Raw genomic sequence first — 21424 nt, forward strand, 5'->3', positions numbered from 1 at the left:
AGATGGCTTTTATAGGGTCTAACATATGATAATTTTCATTTTGTTATCATAAATGCGTTGCAGTAGTAAATGACTGAAACGTTTACGATGTGCTCAAATGATAGTTAACAACATTAATTAAGTACCGACTCTCATAGTTAAATAACTAAAGTTTCAATGGTCAGTACCGACATTTATCATATCCGATAAACAAACTTCCATGTATTGCTAAATTAATAAACGTTTTAAAGTGTATTACGTATTACTTTGTTATTAAAGCGTTAACTAAGTAGTCGATTTGAAAGTCTGAAATCTCGGATTTGCTAACTATACGGATGAGCTATAACTAAAATATAATTAAATGCTAAGTTTGTTAGTAGCTCTGTACGGGTTATGTAGCAAAACACAATAAAACGAGGTTAACGCAATTATTTGTAAAAAACAAGGATTAAAACCTATCAGTGTAGAGTAACAATAGGGGGGGGTTTTAGAGGAAAAAAGCTGTAGTATAAATATATTTTTTCTAACTATATCAGTAGTTTAAGGTAGGATTTGGCTATGATAAATGATGGGTGATATCAAAGAATATGTAGCATTAATTACAAATAAAACGAATTATTAGCTCCTAAAAACTGCTTAAATTCTATCTTAATATTCTAATTTTTGGATATTAAGGCTGCTATTTTTTAATTAATAAGTCGCTATAGTTTGCGTTTTTGATACTTTCAAGAGTCACGTATGGCGTGTTTATACAGACATTCCAAGTCCAAAATTTCATGTAGGCTTTAAAAAAAGACGCCATAAAATAGCGCCTTTTTAGCTGTTACCGACATAGTGTTTTTTCATTATCTCATATTAAGATTAAAGCCATGCTCTAGTTAGATTTATGGGTATGAATGGACATTAATAACCCAAAGCCTGCCATCAAAGTGACGATTGCCGTGCCGCCATAGCTAACGAAAGGTAGAGGAACGCCAACAACAGGTAAAATACCGCCAACCATACCGACGTTGACGAACACATAGACAAAAAACGACATGGCGACCGCGCCTGCCAATAGTCTGCTATAAACATCGGGATGGGTAAAAGCAATATATAAGGCGCGTGTGAGTAGACAGGCATACACGAACATCAATAACATAACGCCCAACAGACCGAATTCTTCAGAAAACGCGGCAATAATAAAGTCAGTATGGCCTTCTGGTAAGAAATGTAGATGCGACTGTGTGCCTTCCAAATAGCCTTTACCCGTCAGCCCCCCTGCGCCAATGGCGGTTTTGGACTGAATAATATTCCAGCCAGCACCTTGCACATCCGCTTCCGGGTTGAGCAATGTCAATACTCGGGTACGCTGATAGTCATGTAACAAAAAATTCCAAGCGATGGCGATAAGCGGTATCGCTAAGATGGCCGCTCCTGAAATCATTCGCCATGACAGACCTGCTAAAAAAAGCACAAAAATGCCGCTGGCCGCGACCAGCAGCGAAGTACCCAAATCAGGTTCTTTGGCAATCAATAGCACCGGAACGATAATCAACGCTAATGTAATGGCGATACTTGAGGCTGAAGGAGGTAGATCGCGCTTAGACAAAAACCAAGCGCACATCATCGGCATGCCAAGTTTCATAAATTCTGAAGGCTGCACGCTGCCAAATCCTGGCAGGTTAATCCAGCGCTGTGCACCCATGCGCACCTCGCCAATAATATCTACCAATACTAATAGTACGAGTCCTAGAACGTAAAAAACAGGCGTAAAGCTACGATAAATGCTGGGCGGTATCTGAGCCATGGTAAACATGACGGCAAACGCTACCCCGTAGCTAATCATCTGGCGTATGACCATGCTCCCATCTTGGGTCGAAGCACTATATAAAATCGTTAAACCAATACAACAAACCGTCAATAAAAGCAGAGTCAACCATGGGTCAATATGAATACGTTGCCATAGCGTCGGTGCATGACCCTGACCTAAATGGTGGCTCTGACGGGAAAAACGGTATTGCGGATTAGAAGACATAGGCAAAATGTGGCTGGCAATTGGCGTAAAAGAGAAGTCTGATTTGACACAAACAAATGATTAATCGATAAATATAAGGTATTCATTCTAATAGATGCTAACCAATAAAGTAACACATTAGTAATAAAGTCACGTAACTATGAAGATTATAAGGATAAGTGTTAATTACGAATAGGTCGCTAAGAATTAGATGCGATAGTTTAGCCTGCTTGCTAAAAATTTGATAGTATCGGTAAAACGTTTTTAGCGGGTGTTTCTTGCAATGATCAATAAAAAAAACCATGTCTATGGGCAGATTCACAAGCCTATTATTGCCTTATTGGTTTGTGCCAGTAGTATCAGCGTTCATGCGGCTATCGTGAGCGACAGCAGTGAGCGCCGCATTCAAGTCCGTCATGGCAATAGTAGCGATAATAGTAGCAGTAATCCCTATATCAAGCCTTCTACTAATGCGACATATAACTCTGGTGTTACTATGTTAAGTGGAGCAAGGCTAAGTGGCGCAAATGTGGTGACTGGCGATAGCATGCAGGGCTTGATTCAGCAAAAACAACGCGATTTCAATTTTGATGCCAGTGTATCCATTGAAGAGAACAAACGCGTCAACATCAATAGACACGCGCCTAGCTACAATACTACCTATCCCTCTACTTACAGTACCAGTAATAATACTTATAATAATTTTACCAGTATAGATTTTAACGGCTGGCTAAACAGCAATAGCTACCGAGCGAGCCAAGTTGCCGACTATCAACGCTATTTAAATGCGCGAGTGGGTGCTCGTAATGTACCGCCCTTGTCTCAATTACTCACGACGGCACGCAGTTGGGATAAATGTGGCTATGAGCCTTATCAGCTGCCGCCGCAAGAGTTATGGGCCAATGTCGTGCCCACATTGCGCCTGTATAGTGAGCTAAAAAACCAAGGTATTTTACCCGCTAGTACTGAGATACGCTCGGTATATCGCAGTCCTGGACTCAATGACTGTGCTGGCGGGGCAAGTAGCAGCAAACATATGACCGCAGGCGCTATAGATATTTGGGTGCCTGAGTACGAGGATAATTTATGGCTGCTCAGCACCATGCAAGATGGTTTATGTCAGTTCTGGCAATATCAAGGTCAGTCTCATAACTTTGGGTTGGGGTTGTATTCCACAGGCGCTATCCATTTGGATACTGATGGATACCGCAAATGGGGCTTTAATCATGCCAGCAGCAGCTCTTCCTGTCGCTATTGATAAAGCCGATATTATCGTAAAAACGAATATAATTATCCAGTTATACTCATACGTATATAAACCATTTTCTATTGCAACAAACGATGGTGTATTATGTCAAAAATAATACACCATCGTTTGCTGTAAGCGGGATTTATGAAAAAGCGGTACTCAGCAGTAGAAAGATTGAGTCAATCAGACAGACCTAAAAAAAGCACTTTGCGCTCAACCTCAATGTATACAGGGCTATGTTGCTCAGTGTTGCTGTCTCTTCTGTGTGTTAGTGCTTGCAGTCCAGACCCTGCTTCTGAAAATAGCTTGCCCAATGCAAATGCTTCGGATGCAGAAGATATCGAAGAAAATATCAGAAATTCTTATGCGCTTCTCGCCGCTAAACGTCCTGATATATGTCCAAAACTGCTGCAAAAAAACGTCGATGATGACACTATCGTCCGTACGGCTGAGGTCTTGATATCAGATTATTGTGACTATTATTTATACCCAGAAGCAGGTCAAAGCATCGATATTAATATTAATAGCGATCAAATCGAGACGTTATTAATTGTCCCAACCATGCATAACTTTGCCAATGGTCCTTATCAAGTTCAATCTTATGATAAACATGTGATTCGCTTAAATTATGTCGGGGCAACTCACAAACCCACGCGCTTAAGCTATGACGTAAACATCACCATCACTAGCTAACGTAACCTAAGCTGACGACTTTACATAATAGTTAGTACTTGTAACGTCATCCTTTATTTTTCTATTGTCTATTCTTCTTGTATTTCATATAGTTACTTTCAATAGTTACTGCCAATAGCTATCTTTAATAATTTGTCTAAAAGCACTTTTATAAGTGCTTTTTTTGATCTTCATTATTATTAATAATCACTATTTATCGGCCTTCCAAGGATCCTCTTGTCCAACAGTGACAATCAAAAAGTTATCAGGTTTGAGCGTATCGCGCATGGTTTCATTGACCTCTGGTAATCGTACTTGCTCAATACGGCTCACATAATTGGTCAGATAATTATTGGGCAATTGATAAAAATTCATCATTCCCAATAAGCTATTGATACCGGCGTTGCTGGCAAAGCCCATCGGAAAACTGTTCTTTAAATTGTCGGTCGTCAAGCGCATCTCAGTGCTAGTAATACCATTATCCAAAGTATCATTGATGACGTCTAAGCTGGCATCAATAGCAGCGCGCGCTTTATCATTGCGCGTCGAAAAACCAATCTGGTAAGGGCCGCGCGCTAGCATCGGACTCATTGAGCCTGAAATACCATAGGTATAGCCAAGGTTTTGTCTGATTTCAGTCATCAGCCGCGCATTAAAGTCACTTCCTGCCAGCACTTCGTTACCCACGGCAAAGTTAGTTTGCTTCTGCTGTGCGATAGCATCGGTGGCGCGTTTATCGCCCAGTTGTCCCATTAGTACGGTCGTTTGGGTGCTGGGAAAAGGAATGTGAATATGCTGCGCTTTTGTCAGTGGTTTGGGCTCAGGTAGCGTTGTCGCGGCTTGACCGACCGGCAAGTCAGCAGTGATATTGTCAGCAAGTTTTTTGGCTTGGCTTAAAGTCAGATTGCCTGTCATCGCGATAGAAGCATTTGCCGCAACCAAATAGCGATTTTTGAAGTCGATTAATTCTTTTCTTTCAATAGTCGGTACACTGTCGAGTGTGCCAACGGAAGGGTGGGCGTAAGGGTGGTCGCCATATAAAGCTTCATTAAAAGCAATACTCGCAAGGCTATTGGGGTCTTGTTTTTGCTGCTGCAAACCGACCAATAACCGCGCTTTGTTACGAGCTAGGATATCTGCATCAAACGCTGGCTCATTCAGCATTTGAGTCATCAAGTCGACGGCAGGCAGTAGATGTTTGTCATCGGATAAGCTGCGTAGCGAGACGATAAACATATCTTTATAGGCGCTACTGCTCAAATTCACTCCCAAGGTTTCAACAGCGCGGGTGAACTCATTTTCATCTAAGCTTTTAGAGCCTTGTTCCAACATCGTAGCGGTCATATTGGCAATGCCAAAACCGGCTTTGCGTATGCTGCCATCTCGGGCACTACCTGCATTAAAGCGTAAATCAATATCAACAATGGGCAGGGCGGTGGTGCGTACAAAAAGCACAGGAACGCCAGATTTGGTTTTGAACGGTTGAATGGTTGGCACTGTGACTTTTAATGGCTTGGCATCAGCGACACTTGTGAGTGTTGATAGTGCGGCTATTGGTGCATTTATATCAACGGCAGATGATGGCGTACGAAAGTCTTCGCTACCAGTGGTATCTGCCTGAGCGGTGGTCGTCAATATCGTCAAACCTAATAATATACTTAGGCTCAAGTAGGAACGCTGCTTAAACCCAGGTTCGAAACGAGGTTCGAAATGAGGTTTAAATTCGCGCTTTACTAATGACATTAAAGGGCTTCTTTTTATATTCATGAGAAAAGTAGTCTGAGTCATGGCTTTCTTCTTATTAATAAGGTCTTTAGCATTGTCTTATCAGTGAAAATATTGACAGCACGTTGTTATTATTGATTTTTGCTTACCGTTTTTTGACTTATTTGCTTTGTAGATGCTTTTTCTTTAGACGCTTGCTCAGTAGGCGGTATCACATGCATGACGGTCAAATTATCTTTGACCAAGTACTTTTTACTGGCCGCTTGAATATCAGAGATTTTGACACCATCGAGCTTGGCTGGTAATTCGGCAAGCAGCCTGTCATCGAGACCGATAGACTGTAGCGAGCCAATCATGCGCGCCTGACCCTCCATGCTATCTTGGGCATAGACCAGTCCAGTTACTGTATTGGTTTTGGCGCGACTGATTTCATCATCGGCAATGGGATCGGTTTTGAGCTTTTCTATTTCAGAAATTATGGCTTGCTGCGCTTGTTCTAAGCTGACACCTTCACGCGGCGTCGCTTGAATTAAAAACAGTCCATCACCGCGATCGAGCAAGTCATAAGAGGTGCCAACTGTGGTGAGCAGGCCTTGTTCGCGTATCAGTCGGCTCTCTAAGCGAGCAGACAGACCACCATCCAATACGTCTTGTGCCAACGATAACGCGTAAGCTTGTTTTTCATTGGCTGTGCCGGCAGTGACGAGACTGGGCACGTTATAACCCATCAGCAAAACCGGTACTTGTACCGCTTGTTCAGACTCAACTTGCTGATAACCACGAAAGCCCTTTTGACTGACAGCAGGGCGTTTGGGCAGATTGCTTGGTTTGAGATCACCGAAGTAGCGTTTGACTTGCGCCAACACTTCTGTTGGGTCAACATCGCCAACTATCACCAAGGTTGCATTGTTGGGTGCGTACCAAGTCTTGTACCACGCTTTTAGCTCTGGGAGCGTAATGGATTCAAGCTCACTCATAGGGCCAATGACAGATTCGCCTTTTGGGCTATCAGGTAGCGCCAACAATCGAAATGATTCATAAGCTTTAGCAAGTGGGTTGTCATCAGTACGTTGGCGTCGCTCCTCCATGACCACTTGGTGCTCTTTGGTAAATTCTTTGTCATCAAAGATTAAGTTTTTCATTCGATCGGCTTCAAGCTCTAGCGCCAGTGGCATACGGTTGGCTGGGAATAGCTCGTAATAACCCGTATAGTCATAACTGGTAAAGGCATTGTTAACGCCCCCAAATTTGGCGATTAGGCGTTCATAGTCGTCACTTGATACAGTAGAGGTACCTTTGAACATCATATGCTCTAGCAAATGCGAGATGCCGCCTTTATCAAGCGGCTCATCTGTCGAGCCTACTCGATACCAAATCTGGGTCATGGCGACGGGTGCGCGGTGGTCTTCTTTTACCACGATCTTTAGACCGTTTGCTAACTGATACTCATGCCGACCTGACATATCCATAGACAACGCTGACGATGGCTGGGATTCCTTGCTGTCTGGGCTTTGGACAAGTGCGTTTCCATCCGCTGACGAAGTAGTGCCAACGCTGTTAGTCTGACAAGCGGCAAGGGTAGTTGCTATCGCCAAAGCGCAGGCAAGGCGTAAGAAGCTAGCAGGTAAGGGTAAGGTCGAGGACATGGTAGGTTCTACTTATATAAAAAGATGGCTGAATGTATGCATGCTAAATATAGTAATCGACAGTGCTGGCGTTACAGCGATTTATGCGCGCCAACCATCACGCTAGCCGTCGGCTTAAACTCTTGCGTGGTGTTACAGCCAGTCGCTGACAGCGCGATGGTGGTTATTAATAGAGCCGCACTGATATTGGCAATTTTTTTATAATAATCTGATAGCGATGACATAGGTGATTCCTAATATGAAGTTATTGAATAAAGCTCGCTAAGAGTAGGCGAAGTTACGCATATTGAAGGTCAGATTTTTGTGTCCAAACCTTAAGCTAAACTTTCTCAACCATTCATCTCATCTAATGAATTCTAGCATTTAACCTCGGTCTAGGATGGTAAAGGCTGAGAGCAACTTGAATTATGCTAAACTAGGCTAAAAATAATCTATCATTTGAATGATAGAAAACGGACGATATACTGACCGATTTTAAAATAAACATCTTACTAATAATGATAACTTTTAGGGCAAGCTTATGAATAACCCAAACAATAGCAATCGTGTGGTCATTAACCTTGAAGGTGGTCTTGATGATTTAGATGACGATGATATTACCTTACCCAGCCTACCGGTGCAATCTATGCCCATCGTTGATGAGGATATCGTACCAACCAAACCGTTAGATGATGCTGGGATGACCGATAAGCATCATGACAATGCGGCAAATAATGACAATGCAGTGAATAATGACAATGCAGTGAATAATGACAATGCAGTGAATAATGATAAGGCCACAGAGCAAGAAACGACGACAAACAAAGACGTCTCAAGCGCCCATGCTGCTGAGAGTATCGCTTTAGCCACGCCGATTGTCACGACAGAGGAGCATAACGTACCTAAAAGTTCCTCTGAAAGTTTTTCGCGTGCCAAGGAAACAGAAGCTAACAGCAAGACTAATACGGCTTCAACCATTCCAACCATGCCATTACAAGAGCAATTGGGAGATACAGCAAGCGTAAGCCCAGAAAATAATAAAGTACAACAAGCAGAAAAGCCGTCGCCATTGCCAGAAGACTCACAAGAACAGCAGGATAATAAGAAAAAAGGCAGCTGGTTTAACCGTATGAAAACGGGGCTGAGTAAATCACGGAAGAACTTAGCCGAAGGGATGGTCAGTATCCTGATCGGTGGCAAAGAGATCGATGATGAGCTGTTAGAAGAAGTCGAAGATCAGCTATTGGTCGCCGATATCGGTGTCAACGCGACCAACCGTATCATCAAAAGTCTCACTGAGCAGACAGACCGTGGTGACTTAATTTATGCCCATTCATTGTATAAAGCGTTGCAAACGGAACTGGTTGATATCTTAACGCCAAAAGTCGCGCCACTGGTGATTGATACCAGCAAAAAACCCTTTGTAATTTTAGTAGTGGGCGTCAATGGGGTCGGTAAAACGACGACGATTGGTAAACTTGCCAAGCGCTTACAAGGCGAGGGCAAATCTGTCATGCTCGCAGCTGGTGATACATTCCGTGCTGCCGCAACCGAGCAGCTACAAATCTGGGGTGAGCGCAATAATATTCCAGTCGTGGCGCAGGGTCATGGCTCTGATAGTGCCTCTGTGATCTTTGATGCCATGCAATCTGCCAAAGCAAAAAATATCGATGTACTGATCGCCGATACTGCTGGACGCTTGCAAAACAAAACGCATCTCATGGCGGAGCTAGAAAAAGTCGTACGCGTCATGCGTAAAGCTGATCCAAGCGCACCGCACGAAGGCATGATTGTTCTCGATGCTGGCACGGGTCAAAATGCGATCAATCAAGTAGAACTCTTTAACAAAGTCGTCCCATTAACGGGTATTACGATTACTAAGTTAGATGGAACGGCCAAAGGTGGCGTGGTCTTTAATATTGCCGAAACCACAGACGTGCCGATTCGTTATATTGGCGTTGGTGAGTCAATTGATGACTTGCGCGCTTTTAGTCCAAAGCAGTTTGTCGCAGCCTTGTTCGAAACCGACGATAAAGAGTAGTACTCGATAGTTTGTTTGAGTCGATGGTCAATGATAGAGCCTTAAAAACGTAATGATTTAACAGGGGAAAACCATGATAGTCACCGAAGCAGCTTTTGGATCTAACCAGTTAACGTTAATTGCCAGCGTCAATGAGCATAGCAGCCCTAAACTGGTTGAAGTCAACTGGCAGCAGACGGGTGACGCTTGGCATAGCTCAAAATCCATTCCCAAACTTAAAAAGCACTATGGCCTTGTTGATAAGAGCTTTACGTTTATCAATGAGGATAAGCTAAGCGAAAATGAACCGGCTCAAGCGCTACTATTAGAGACTATAAAACAGTTGGATGAGTACTTTAAGGGTGAGCGTCAAGCGTTTGACTTAGCATTAGATCTGTCTTTGGGCACGCCATTTCAGCAACGAGTATGGCGGGCATTACAAAACATCGATCATGGCGCAACTATCAGCTATGCAACGCTGGCACGAAATGTGCATAATCCCAAAGGCTTTCGCGCGGTGGCCAATGCCAATGGTAGGAATCCTTTTAGCATCATCGTTCCTTGTCATCGCGTCATTGCTAGCGATGGTAAGCTTGGTGGTTATACGGGTGGGCTGGATAAGAAAGAATATTTGTTAGCGCTTGAAGGGGTCACTTGCAAGGCTTAGTCTAAAATAAGTGCTTATCACTCGTCACTAAAAAAAGGCCAAACATTAAAAAACGTTTGGCCTTTTTATTTGATATTCTCAACCCGAACTATTGCTCAAGTTGCGCCATTACCTCATCTGAGAAGTTCACATTGCTATAAACTTCTTGCACGTCATCGATGTCTTCTAGCATATCAATCATCTTCATGACTTTTTCGGCATCATCCACATTGTCTATCTCAGCAGTAGTTGACGGCGACATGGTTACTTCCGCGTTGTCAGAGACCAGACCTGCAGCATTAAGCGCATCTTTGACTTGACCGAAAGTTTCCCATTCGGTAATGACCAGCAAGCTGTCGCCATCATTTTCGATATCAAGCGCACCAGCATCTAGAGCGACCAACATTACTTCGTCTTCTAAGCTTGTGTCATTGAAGGTGATTTCACCGCGCTTAGTAAAGAGATAAGCCACTGAGCCAGAGGTGCCAAGATTACCGTCATTCTTAGTAAAGGCATGGCGTACTTCGCTGACGGTTCGGTTAAGGTTATCAGTCATGGTTTCGACTAATACTGCCACACCGCCAACGCCATAGCCTTCATAGCTCACTTCATCCATATTGTCATTGTCATCGCCACCCGTACCGCGAGCTACTGCACGATTGATAGTGTCCCTAGTCATATTGACTGACAATGCTTTTTCGATAACAGCACGTAAGCGTGGGTTTTTATCAGGGTCAGGGTCGCCTTGCTTGGCAGCTGAGACAATTTCACGAATAATCTTGGTAAATACTTTGCCTTTTACCGCATCTTGACGCGCTTTACGGTGTTTAATATTTGCCCATTTTGAATGGCCTGCCATATGACATCCTTAAAGTTTTACGTGGTTTTTATGGTGTGAATAAAAAGACTATGAATGATAATATTTGATACTTCATAAGCGGTTTTTATTATATGATTGAGCTGTTTTTTGAGGTAATTGACTTACCTGCAAGTTAACGATTTGTATGTCGTTAGCAGTGCTTTTTTGCTACACTATTATTTTTTGCGTTATGGCTGCCTATATCGTCACTTATCGAACCTTGATAATAACTATTGATAGTCATAAGGTGTGGGATATTATAAACCACTTTTACGCGTTTTGACCAATCTTAGCTTGTCCATCCTAGCCTAAATCGTTCGGTTTTTTTAAACCATTGATCTTGTGACTCTATTGACTCTATGAAGCAACCAACTAACGAAGCTATTACTCACCTGCGTAACCGCATTCATATTATTATCGAAGGCACAGATACCCGCATGGGTAAGCTTTTCGATGTTGTATTGTTGATAGCCATTTTGGCCAGTGTTGGGGTGGTAATGCTGGACAGCGTGCTATATATGCGTTTGCAATATGGCACGCTGTTTTTTTATGCGGAATGGTTTTTTACGATTTTATTTACCATTGAGTATGCATTGCGCTGGTTTTCAGCGCCCAACCGCTTTCGTTATGCCTTTAGCTTTTTTGGGGTAGTGGATTTATTATCTGTATTGCCCAGCTATTTAAGCCTGTTGTTTGTAGGCGTGCAGTATCTGTTGGTCATACGTGTTTTGCGTATTTTACGTATCTTTCGCGTACTCAAGCTCAAAGCTTACATGCAACAAGCAGGGTTTTTGGCCTCGGCACTCAAAACCAGCCAGCAAAAAATCACAGTGTTTTTCTTATCGCTGGTATTATTGGTTACGATTTTCGGCTCGATTATCTACGTGGTAGAGGGGCCTGAAAATGGCTTTACGAGTATTCCGCTGTCTATCTATTGGGCGGTTGTTACGATGACTACGGTAGGGTATGGCGATATGTCACCTAAAACTCCGTTGGGTCAAGCGATTGCGAGTATGGTCATGATTACGGGTTATTCAATCATTGCGGTACCAACGGGTATTTTTACTTCTGAGCTTGCTCGAAATATGCGTCCACAGCTTAACCCCATTACGTGTCCGAACTGCGGAAAATTCGGTCATGCCGTGAGTGCTGTTTTTTGCGACCGCTGCGGCCATGCACTGCATGTGTAATGTTCACTAGTCTTTATTTTTCTATGTAGGCTAGAGGCTAGGGCGTGTCCTCAATTCAACCGATAGCAATCTAAATGGGCTAAAAATGGTTAAATCTTGCCAAACATCGTCAAATAGCTAGGTAATACATCGATATTATCTGCACTATTTTCCTTGTTTGACGGCAATTTACCTCATTTGTATCACCATTTTTAAAATGAGGACACGCCCTAGTTGGTTATATACTCAGCGACCAGTGGTGACAGGTCTATTTCAACACCCAAATTGACTAGGTTCCAATATTGTCCTGACACGGTACGATCTAGCATCATCGTCGTGGCTGAAGGTTGAAATTGCCCGAAGTATTTTAATGAGGTGCGCATTTGGCTGATGGCTTCATGATGAACTTGACTGCTGCCAAAATCAAAAGCCCCTTCTTGATAAGGTGCAATGGATAGCGGCTTCATACCAATAGCCAGCCACTTTTCATAGAATTCACCCGGCACATTTTTATCATCCTCACGGCGAATATCAAGAGCGATTAAGTCTTGCTCTAGTGCGGTCACATCACCTTTGACGGCATGCTGCGCGAAGCGGCGAAACAATTGAACCTCACTATGACTATAGCTGCGAATACCGCCAAAATCATAGGCTACGACACTGCCATCATGACGAAACGCAAAATTACCGGGATGGGGGTCACAGTGCATCCGGTATAAGCCAAACAGTTGACCTGCAGTAAAGTGAAACAGTCGTTTGGCGATTTTCTGTTTGATCTCATTATTCCACGTCGCGGCGACGGTCAGCGTCTCTCCAATCTCCTCAGTCAATGTCAAAACCCGTCTGGTAGAGTGGCTGTTAATGACTTTGGGGATAATAAGTCCTTGGTCATCAGTATGAAAAGCACCGAATACCTGTAGGTTGTGAGCTTCTTTGACATAGTCCAACTCATCATGCAGGCTTTGACGAATCTCGTTAAAGAGCTGCTCCTGCAATTGTTTGCTCATATTCAAGACGCCAGCGATTTTTAGCGCCATGCGCACTTGTTTGAGGTCACTATCACAGTTTTCATCGACATCGGGGTACTGTACTTTGACCACGACTTTTTGCCCAGAGGGTAGAATAGCCCTGTGTACTTGTCCAATGGAAGCGGCGGCAAAGGGTGTTTCTTCAAACATCGTAAACAGTTGATCGACAGGAGCTTTGAGCTCACGTTCTATTTGTGCCCGTATCTGCGCATAAGGCATGGGCGGTGCATCTTTTTGCAACTTTTCTAAAGCGGTCGCAACCTCAGGTGGAAATACGTCCTTATATTGTGAGGCAATTTGTCCCACTTTCATCACCGCGCCCTTCATTTCACCAAGCGTTTCGGCTATTTGAATACCCACGTCTTGCATCAATTCTGAGCGTGCCTGCAGACGTTTTTCTTCGTCACTTGATAGGTGCCTTAATGAGTTTTTAGCGGCTTTGCCGGCAATACTCGCTGTCATGCCAGCCAGTTTCATAAAGCGTTTTCCGGACGATTTTGCCATTCATATCACCATGTAGAGGTTTATTTACCAAACCGTAATTTTATTATTTTAAGCAAGTAATTGCTGTTTGACTAGTGTGCTAAAGATAAGGTTGTCTTGCGCGAATGAGTTTTTTCTTTCTGTATGACTTTCTCAATATATTTTAGCATCAGCCTAAAAGGACAGGGCTATTTTTTGCTGATTCTTTGATAAAAAGAGACGCTTAGAATGACTAAACTTACTATTTTTATCTTTGAATCGCCTAAAAAACAGTCTCTGTCAGTGCCATGATCGAATGTTCAACACGCCCTAATCATTTAGGTTTATCTTATAGGTATTAGCTAGCCAATAATCTAAAGCCATCTGATAACCTCTATGTCCTAAGCCACAAATGACACCGACTGCAATATCACTAAAGTAAGAATGCTGCCGGAAAGCTTCGCGAGCGTGTACATTAGACAAGTGCACCTCGATAAATGGCTTTTGCGTGGCCGATAACGCATCACGGATTGCGACCGAGGTGTGAGTGAACGCTGCAGGATTGATAATGATGGCATCTACTTGCGCTGCTGACTCTGCTAAAAGCCCATAGTGTTGAATCTCATCGACCAGCTTGCCTTCATGGTTTGACTGTATGCAAATCAGCTCAACACCGTAGTTTGCCGCGCGCTCAATGAGGCCCTGCTCAATATCTGCCAGCGTCGTATGGCCATAAATCTCCGGCTCACGCTTGCCCAGTAAATTGAGATTGACGCCATTAATCAATAATAATCTTTGGGTCAAGGTTGTTTTTACTGATTGGTCAACGTGTGCTACTGGCGCTGCTGATTGAGAAGGGGTGGTCATAATGCTCTCTATCGCTATTGAAGGCTACGGATGATTGATGCGTTACTGCTAAATAAGTAGGGTTAATACAGAAAAAGCTGTGCCATAAAACCCCTCTTATCGCATTATGATAACAGCTTGTCAGCAAGGTTATAAAAAAATTACATCAAAAATCAAGCTAAGTTTTAAAAACCGTGTTAAAAGTCTTTATGTTGCTAAAAACCCGTGCTATGATATTTTTTAAGCAATCTATATTGCGAATTTGTTACTACTACCATTATAAGTTTTTATAATGAAGCATCTAACATAAACGATGATGAGTACAAAAGCTATTTTGGTATGAGTAAAAGGTATAGCAAAACAGTACATTCAACATAGTTAAGATAAGCATTCATCTTGTCTGTCTATACGAATGTATGTTGCGTCATAGCGTTTAATTCTGATTTCTCAATCTTAGACCCCGTTTATATGCAATGTTGCAAAGGAATTTGGGGCTAAGCGACTTTTTTAGGAAGTAATATTATGTCAGCTCGTGAGCAAGGTATCGTTAAGTGGTTTAATGACTCAAAAGGCTTTGGTTTCATTCAACGTGATAGCGGAGAAGATATTTTTGTCCATTTCCGCGCGATCCAAGGTGATGGTTATCGCTCTCTAAAAGATGGCGAAAAGGTTGAGTTCAGCGTGGTCGAAGGCGATAAGGGTCTTCAAGCTGAAGAAGTCAGAAAAGTAGAAGAATAGTCGATACAGCCATTAGCGCAGTTTAGTTATAATGTCTGGATAAACTACTGATATACTACCGAGTCAAGCCCGTCTTATCTTACCTATGTTGATTTTCATTCAGCATTATTGGTGAGGGTAGGCGTTAGGCTTGGCTTTTTTTATGCTTATCAATGTACAGCGTTTAGAAGCGTGTTTATATTGGTAGCGATATACAGCTAGGCTGAGTCTTGGCATAAGCCTATCACTGAATTGAAAAATACAAGCGATTCATACAAAAGGATGATTTTTTGAGTAATTTTACAGCGTTTACTGATTTACCACTCTCTGCACCGACCTTGCGTGCGGTAAGTGATTTAGGTTTTACTGAACTGACGCCTATCCAAGCACAAATATTACCGCATACCTTGGCAAATCAAGACGCTATCGGACAGGCACAAACTGGCACCGGCAAGACGGCAACGTTTTTGTTGACCATTATGGAGGCATTACTCAAGCGTCCTTTTACCAGTGACGAAGAGCGCTATCTAGGTGAGCCGCGCGCCGTGGTCATGGCACCAACCCGCGAGCTTGCACAGCAAATATTTGATGATTGTATCGCTTTGACCAAATACACTTCGCTGCACAGCGTTTGTATTATGGGTGGCACCAATTATGAGACCCAGCAGCATGAGCTTGAGCGTCAATATGTCGATATCTTAGTAGCGACGCCCGGTCGTCTGATTGATCTTGCCAATAGGGGCATGGTCTATCTGGATCGAGTAGAAGTGCTGGTACTAGATGAAGCAGATCGCATGCTGGATATGGGTTTTATTCCGGATATCAAGCGCTTGGTTGGTCGGATGCCTTCGAACACCGATCGCCAAAGCTTGTTATTCTCAGCCACTTTTAACCAAGATGTGATGAACTTGGCCTATCGTTGGTTACATGAGCCGCAATTTGTTGAAATTGAGCCTGAGCATAAAACCAGTGAGTTGGTCGATCAGCACTTTTATTTATTGACAGAAGATCAAAAACTAGCGGCATTGCAGCGTATTATTAGTGATAGCGCTGTCGATAAAGTGATTGTCTTTGCCAATCGCAAAGATCAAGTCAAGCGTCTATATCATAAGCTTCGTCAGGGACATAAAATTGTGATGTTGTCAGGCGATGTCATTCAGCAAAAACGCGAAAAATACTTACAGCGTTTTAAAGATGGTCACGCTTCTATCTTGGTTGCCACCGATGTCGCAGGGCGCGGTATTCATGTCGATGATATCAGCCACGTGGTCAATTATACCTTGCCTGATCAGCCAGATGATTATGTACACCGCATTGGTCGTACGGGACGCGCTGGACAGACTGGTATCAGTATTAGCTTCGTTAGTGAAGATGATGCTTTTAACATCCCTGCGTTAGAGAAGCATTTAGATACTAAGTTTACGCTTGAGCAATGGCAGGAATAAGTGGTCTGCTTAATAATTTCGGATGTATAGAAAAGACCTTAACATCGTGATTGATGTTAAGGGCTTCTTTTGATTAGGGCATCACAATGCCAAGCGCTTTAATTTTTATTCAGCATTTTCTATCATAGTATCCTGATTGTTTTCCATGTTTGCTTCACTACTCGTATTGCTCATATCATGCATACTGTGATCCATTGTGTCAGTCGTAGCAAGTGTCATCTCATGATTCATTTGACTCATATCATGATGGCCATGGGTATCAGTAGTCGTCGCAGAGTGGCTGCCATGATCCATCGATCCATCCATGGGCATATCCATCATTTGCGAATCACTCATCTGCATATGATCGCTATGCATAGTGGACATATCATGCCCACTATGCATATTTGCCATTACTAATGGGACGACAATGATCGCCATACCTGACACGACCATCAGTGCTCCATTCATCTGACGCAGACGAAAGCGTCCAATTTTGTCGCGTAGCCAGCCAACGGTCTCGTGCGTGGCAACCAGCATCGGCACTGTACCCAGGCCAAAGACGAACATTAATGCCGCGCCGCTTAATGGGTTGTGGGCAACCACTGCAATCAGTAGAGCGCCATAAACCAAACCACAAGGCAAAAATCCCCACAATAGACCCGCTGACAATGCTCGTGGAAAAGTGTTTAAAGGAAAAACTTTTTGACGAAGGGGACTGAGATACTGCCAAAAACGCATGCCATAGCGCTCAAGCTTGCTCAAAAATGGCGCACCAAGCATGGTCACACCAACAAACACCAATACCAAACCTAATAAGATACGCGGCATATTATTGCCTCGCATCAAGGGTTCTAAAACAGTCGTACCAATCAAACCTGCGACTAAACCCAACAGCGCATAGCTGCTAAGACGCCCTAAATGGTAAGTTACCACAAGGGCGCGGCGTTTAGCGGGACTAATGTCTTTCATCGATAGACCAAACGCTGTCACCAGACCCCCGCACATACCCAAGCAATGTGGTGAACCAAAAAATCCCATTAGTAATGCCGCAACAAGTAAGGCGGTGGTCATGGGGCAATTCTCCTAAAAATGGCAAAAGGCGCGCCTACTTTTATAATTGGTCTTTAATATAGCGGGTCAGCAATATAGTTTGATTACTGACAAAAAAATCAACAGTAGGGCGCACAGGTAAGATGATTTAAAGCTATGGTTTGAGGTTGTCATCGATATCATTATCGAAGGGATTTTCCCCATTCGCTAATTTGTCATTATTAGCAGTATCCGTCGCGACGGTAAGGTTAATCTGTGTACTTGCAGCTGATTGCTCGTGAGCCTGCATGGTTTGCCGACGTTCTTGACGATCATCTAATATAATACGCTGTGAAGCGTTGTCTAAATCTTCAAATTGGTTTGATTTAACCGCATAACGTACTGCCCAAATGGCAACCACAAACAGCATGAGACTTAATGGAATTAATAAAAATATACTGAGCATGGCAAATCTCTTTTATAGCAGTTTCTGACGTTATTATACACTTGTCATCAGGGTGATGGACGACTTGCAGAGTTGAAAGTAATATAGTAGATGATTGGAAAAGGAGCAGGTACAGAGGTTAATGGTGGCGAAAACTCATTACCAACGTTATTGCACAGGCGTTTTTGTTGCATTTCCTCTGGGGGTCAATAGCTGCTGTGAAGTGACATCATTGGCATTGCGACAGTCCATCTGTGGACGTATCACATCACGCAAATAGGCGGCGACTTCATAGACGGCGCGCCGTGAGTGGCTCAAGTTTTGTGCTGGTTTCATCCAATCACGCCTGACGGGCAATGGCGCATCAATAGGCGTGCTATTGATACCATTTAAAGCAAATTGTCTACGCGCCCGTGCCATATGGTAGCTGTCGGTAATAAGATACACGTGATGTAGCGGAATGCGCTTAGCGGTAAAGCGGGCATTTTCGCAGGTATTCATGCTAGCATTTTCGCTTATCAATCCATCAATGCCATGCTCGATGAGCCATTGACCGAGCCACGGCGCTTCGGCACCGCTGAGGACAATAGGCAACGGTAAATCGTGATAAGCGGTGGCAGCAGTACGGGCGCGATTAAGACTGTAGCTATTGAGGATGATTTGGTTATTGTGATCGTTGGTGAGGCCGCCACCTAGCACCACATAAGCAGTAGGCGGAGAACTCTTGGCAGCCGGAGGCATGTTAGGTAATGGCAAAAGCGAAAACATATAAACGATCGCTTGCGAGAATAGCGGGGTGAATAAGCTAATTAGCACTAAAATAACAGACGTTGAGCCGAGCAAAAAGGTGATGTTAATGATGCGAAACAGCTTCACCATACGTTCGGCTGACTGCAAATAATAGCGCCATAAGCGTTTGGATAATAGGCGCTTAGACCACATGCTCATCATACCCAATAGAGCCATCTGCATTTATCCAAACCGGCTCACGCGATAGTTGAATCGCAAATTTTTCATAGACGTGAGCAGCGATGTAGTATTGGGCAGTTGCTACGTCATCTTGGGTTGCTTGATAAGGGCTATGATTGGTCAGTACCAGCGCCTGCTGCTGATGGGTAACAATAGGGGCAATACCACCCCCTTTTAAGCCAGCTTGTTCAATCAACCAACCAGCGGCAACTTTCACCGTTGCATCAGGCATTGGGTAGCCAACGATAGTAGGATAGATTTCTTTAAGAGTGGCGAATTGTGCTTGCGGAATAATTGGGTTTTGAAAAAAACTGCCACAATTCGGTAGCTGTTTAGGATCAGGGAGTTTTTGCTGACGAATATCGATAATTGCTTGCATGACATCGGCAGGGGTAGGCTGTAGGCGATTTTTCTGCTCAGCATAGCGCTGCGCTACTGTCTGTACATCACCGTAACTGGCAAGAATTTTACTCGCATCGGTATGCAATCTAAATCCCACACGGCTGATCAACCATGTATTGAGTGCGCGCTTAAAAATACTATCGCGATAGCCAAACTGGCAGTCTGCCAGCGATAGACGATGCCACGTTTGAGTTGGCAAATGATAAGCACGAACGTATTGCAAACAGTCTTCTAACTGGACACCGTAAGCACCGATGTTTTGTACAGGTGCGGCGCCGGTCAGACCCGGTATCAAGGCTAGATTCTCTAGTCCATACCAGCCTTGGTCAACGCTATAAACCACTAAGTCATGCCAGTTCTCACCCGCCATCACTTCAATATCGACATAATTCTCTGTTTGCGCCGTCATCGTGATGCCACGCATCTGTGGCTGTAATACCGTCGCCTCTAACTGCGCTGGCAACAACACATTGCTGCCGCCAGACAGTACAAACAATGATGGCTTACGCTCAGGATTATTGGCATAGCTTGCCATAAAACTGTCTAGCTGAGCTTCATTTGTTAGGGTCACGACAGAGTCAGCGACACATGCCAATGCCATGGTATTACCATGCGACAAATCGACCGACTTAGCATTAAGTAAGCTAAGCGGTAAATCAGTCGACATAGTCTGTTGAGCGCTAGAATCAAGGCGAACAGCTGAGGTCATAACATAGCCTATATGGCAAATATAAAAAATTATGCGATGTTTAGGGTCTATTGAACATTCAAATATCAGCCTTTCAGGGCAGGGCTATTTTTTGCCAATACATGGCGAAATTATCTAACCTAGAATGACTAGGCGTCAAAAATTTCACTGCGTATTGTCTAAAAAATAGCCACTGCCAGTTCCACATTTGAATGTTCAACAGACCCTATTATAAAGGATGCAGGGTGCAAAAGTAGCATAAATATAGATTGTTTGGCTAGCAAGTCTTCCAGCTTTCAATCCAAGCTTGTGCACTTGACTCGATACGTTCAATCACTTCTTCAAAAGCATCGCTATCGCCTTGATAAGGGTCTGGCACGTCATCGCCGCCGTAGGTTGGATCTTCTTCACTGAATAATGCCAACTTCGCTAAATGGTCATCTGTAACCGCTAAGCTATCCTTGATAGCTTGTAGATCAGCTAAATTCTGCGTGTCCATCGCCAGTATCAAGTCAAAATTACGAAAGTCGTCTGCACTCACTTGGCGAGCGACCAGTTTATTGATTTTATAACCATGGGCTTTTGCATGGCGCTGCGCTCGCTCATCAGGGGCATGACCAATATGCCAGTCGCCAGTGCCTGCTGAGTCTACTTTAATTGACAAGCCTGCGATCGCCGCCTGCTGACGAAAAACTTCCTCGGCAGTCGGTGAACGGCAAATATTTCCTAAACAAACCAATAATACAGACGATGGGGTACAAGTTTTCATCAGCATAATATGACCTTTTCTTACAGCAAAAAAAACATGCCATAAAAAACCAGCATGGGTAATGCGGTTTATGAGCATGCTATCTAGTAAACTAATAAGGGATCAGCGTAACGCTTAATACCTTGAATGGCAAGGGCAGAAGCTAAACAACAGGGTCACGCCAGTGATTATTGCTCAGCTGCTCAGCTTTTAGATATAGAATGATTTGTTAACATTAGTCTTGGTTGCTTTTAAAGCGTTGTAAATCGCGGCGCTCTTTTTTATTGGGCTTGTTATCAGGGCGGGCAAGGTTGGCAAGTTTGCGCTGCTCGGCATAATAAGCGCGGCGCTCTTCACTTTCCTCGGTCTCTGAATATAACACTTGCGCGGCAGTCGCATTACCACGTTGTGCTGTTAATGCTTCGACGACGATGGTTTTTTCGGTCATGGCAGTGGCTGAGCCTTGGCGAATACTCAATTCATCTCCGACGGCAATCTCTTTGCTGGTCTTGACTCGGCTACCAGCATAATGCACCCGTCCGCTTTCGATGGCTTCTTTGGCAAGGGTACGGGTGCGATAAAAACGCGCGGCCCATAACCATTTATCGAGACGCATACGCACAGCATCGGGCTGGCTATGGCTGGGTTGATTGTGGTTTTTATTGTGTTTACTCATCAAAACCTCATAGATATCAATAAACTAAGATAATAATGGTGCTTTTT

20 protein-coding genes are annotated in these 21424 nt (G+C 43.6%); 7 read left to right on the plus strand and 13 right to left on the minus strand.

The window, feature by feature from the left end; translation table 11 throughout:
• Positions 1-853: 853 nt before the first annotated feature.
• Positions 854-1996, minus strand: a complete 1143-nt coding sequence (gene rodA, locus AAEY79_RS02355; protein WP_025651236.1) for a rod shape-determining protein RodA — start codon at positions 1994-1996, stop codon at positions 854-856.
• A gap of 262 nt (positions 1997-2258) precedes the next feature.
• On the opposite strand from rodA, the gene AAEY79_RS02360 reads away from it, so the two are divergent.
• Together AAEY79_RS02360 and AAEY79_RS02365 are read left to right on the plus strand one after the other, a co-directional pair.
• Positions 2259-3233 carry a D-Ala-D-Ala carboxypeptidase family metallohydrolase gene (locus AAEY79_RS02360; protein WP_201578287.1) on the plus strand — a complete coding sequence of 325 codons (975 nt, stop codon included), beginning with the start codon at positions 2259-2261 and terminating at the stop codon, positions 3231-3233.
• Between the two features lie 135 nt (positions 3234-3368).
• Entirely contained in the window at positions 3369-3917 is a 549-nt protein-coding gene (locus AAEY79_RS02365) for a hypothetical protein (protein ID WP_101212654.1), read from the plus strand.
• 189 nt (positions 3918-4106) lie between these two features.
• On the opposite strand, the gene AAEY79_RS02370 is transcribed toward AAEY79_RS02365, so the two are convergent.
• The 3 genes from AAEY79_RS02370 to AAEY79_RS02380 form a co-directional block, all read right to left on the minus strand.
• On the minus strand, positions 4107-5684 hold the full coding sequence (locus AAEY79_RS02370; protein ID WP_201632858.1) for a pitrilysin family protein: 1578 nt from the start codon (positions 5682-5684) through the stop codon (positions 4107-4109).
• A 68-nt stretch (positions 5685-5752) separates the two neighbouring features.
• Positions 5753-7267, minus strand: coding sequence for a pitrilysin family protein (locus AAEY79_RS02375; protein WP_350587846.1), 1515 nt, complete (start codon positions 7265-7267; stop codon positions 5753-5755).
• A gap of 71 nt (positions 7268-7338) precedes the next feature.
• Positions 7339-7491 carry a hypothetical protein gene (locus AAEY79_RS02380; RefSeq protein ID WP_156915594.1) on the minus strand — a complete coding sequence of 51 codons (153 nt, stop codon included), beginning with the start codon at positions 7489-7491 and terminating at the stop codon, positions 7339-7341.
• An 884-nt stretch (positions 7492-8375) separates the two neighbouring features.
• Between AAEY79_RS02380 and ftsY the strand changes: the two genes are divergently transcribed.
• On the plus strand, positions 8376-9287 hold the full coding sequence (gene ftsY / locus AAEY79_RS02385; RefSeq protein ID WP_217271537.1) for a signal recognition particle-docking protein FtsY: 912 nt from the start codon (positions 8376-8378) through the stop codon (positions 9285-9287).
• A gap of 73 nt (positions 9288-9360) precedes the next feature.
• Positions 9361-9933: a methylated-DNA--[protein]-cysteine S-methyltransferase gene (locus tag AAEY79_RS02390; protein WP_201567181.1), complete on the plus strand. Its 573-nt coding sequence runs from the start codon at positions 9361-9363 to the stop codon at positions 9931-9933.
• An 88-nt stretch (positions 9934-10021) separates the two neighbouring features.
• Here the strand turns inward: AAEY79_RS02390 and AAEY79_RS02395 are convergent, their stop codons facing one another.
• Positions 10022-10771 carry a YebC/PmpR family DNA-binding transcriptional regulator gene (locus tag AAEY79_RS02395; RefSeq protein ID WP_025651229.1) on the minus strand — a complete coding sequence of 250 codons (750 nt, stop codon included), beginning with the start codon at positions 10769-10771 and terminating at the stop codon, positions 10022-10024.
• A gap of 359 nt (positions 10772-11130) precedes the next feature.
• On the opposite strand from AAEY79_RS02395, the gene AAEY79_RS02400 reads away from it, so the two are divergent.
• Entirely contained in the window at positions 11131-11961 is an 831-nt protein-coding gene (locus tag AAEY79_RS02400) for an ion transporter (RefSeq protein ID WP_025651228.1), read from the plus strand.
• A 209-nt stretch (positions 11962-12170) separates the two neighbouring features.
• Here the strand turns inward: AAEY79_RS02400 and AAEY79_RS02405 are convergent, their stop codons facing one another.
• Together AAEY79_RS02405 and aroQ are read right to left on the minus strand one after the other, a co-directional pair.
• A complete protein-coding gene (locus tag AAEY79_RS02405) occupies positions 12171-13472 on the minus strand; it encodes an AarF/ABC1/UbiB kinase family protein (protein WP_025651227.1) in 1302 nt (433 codons plus the stop codon).
• A gap of 288 nt (positions 13473-13760) precedes the next feature.
• Entirely contained in the window at positions 13761-14297 is a 537-nt protein-coding gene (aroQ, locus tag AAEY79_RS02410; protein ID WP_025651226.1) for a type II 3-dehydroquinate dehydratase, read from the minus strand.
• 501 nt (positions 14298-14798) lie between these two features.
• Here aroQ and AAEY79_RS02415 point away from each other — a divergent pair.
• Positions 14799-15014: a cold-shock protein gene (locus AAEY79_RS02415; RefSeq protein WP_011513806.1), complete on the plus strand. Its 216-nt coding sequence runs from the start codon at positions 14799-14801 to the stop codon at positions 15012-15014.
• A 269-nt stretch (positions 15015-15283) separates the two neighbouring features.
• Entirely contained in the window at positions 15284-16438 is a 1155-nt protein-coding gene (locus AAEY79_RS02420; RefSeq protein WP_201616112.1) for a DEAD/DEAH box helicase, read from the plus strand.
• A 105-nt stretch (positions 16439-16543) separates the two neighbouring features.
• Here the strand turns inward: AAEY79_RS02420 and AAEY79_RS02425 are convergent, their stop codons facing one another.
• The 6 genes from AAEY79_RS02425 to AAEY79_RS02450 form a co-directional block, all read right to left on the minus strand.
• On the minus strand, positions 16544-17491 hold the full coding sequence (locus AAEY79_RS02425) for a sulfite exporter TauE/SafE family protein (protein WP_201576230.1): 948 nt from the start codon (positions 17489-17491) through the stop codon (positions 16544-16546).
• Between the two features lie 133 nt (positions 17492-17624).
• The gene (gene ccoS / locus AAEY79_RS02430) at positions 17625-17915 is read right to left on the minus strand and encodes a cbb3-type cytochrome oxidase assembly protein CcoS (protein WP_101212647.1); all 291 of its coding nucleotides are present in this window, start codon (positions 17913-17915) and stop codon (positions 17625-17627) included.
• Between the two features lie 147 nt (positions 17916-18062).
• Positions 18063-18860, minus strand: a complete 798-nt coding sequence (locus tag AAEY79_RS02435; RefSeq protein ID WP_227523281.1) for a YdcF family protein — start codon at positions 18858-18860, stop codon at positions 18063-18065.
• Positions 18826-19974 (minus strand): UDP-N-acetylmuramate dehydrogenase, encoded by a 1149-nt coding sequence (gene murB / locus AAEY79_RS02440; RefSeq protein WP_101212646.1) that lies wholly within the window; start codon positions 19972-19974, stop codon positions 18826-18828. The genes AAEY79_RS02435 and murB overlap by 35 nt, the downstream gene beginning before the upstream one ends.
• 256 nt (positions 19975-20230) lie before the next feature.
• Positions 20231-20728, minus strand: coding sequence for a low molecular weight protein-tyrosine-phosphatase (locus tag AAEY79_RS02445; RefSeq protein WP_101212645.1), 498 nt, complete (start codon positions 20726-20728; stop codon positions 20231-20233).
• A 208-nt stretch (positions 20729-20936) separates the two neighbouring features.
• On the minus strand, positions 20937-21377 hold the full coding sequence (locus AAEY79_RS02450; RefSeq protein WP_101212644.1) for an RNA-binding S4 domain-containing protein: 441 nt from the start codon (positions 21375-21377) through the stop codon (positions 20937-20939).
• Positions 21378-21424 lie beyond the last annotated feature (47 nt).

This window comes from Psychrobacter sp. GW64-MNA-CIBAN-0177 (assembly GCF_040309585.1).
GTDB lineage: Bacteria > Pseudomonadota > Gammaproteobacteria > Pseudomonadales > Moraxellaceae > Psychrobacter > Psychrobacter okhotskensis.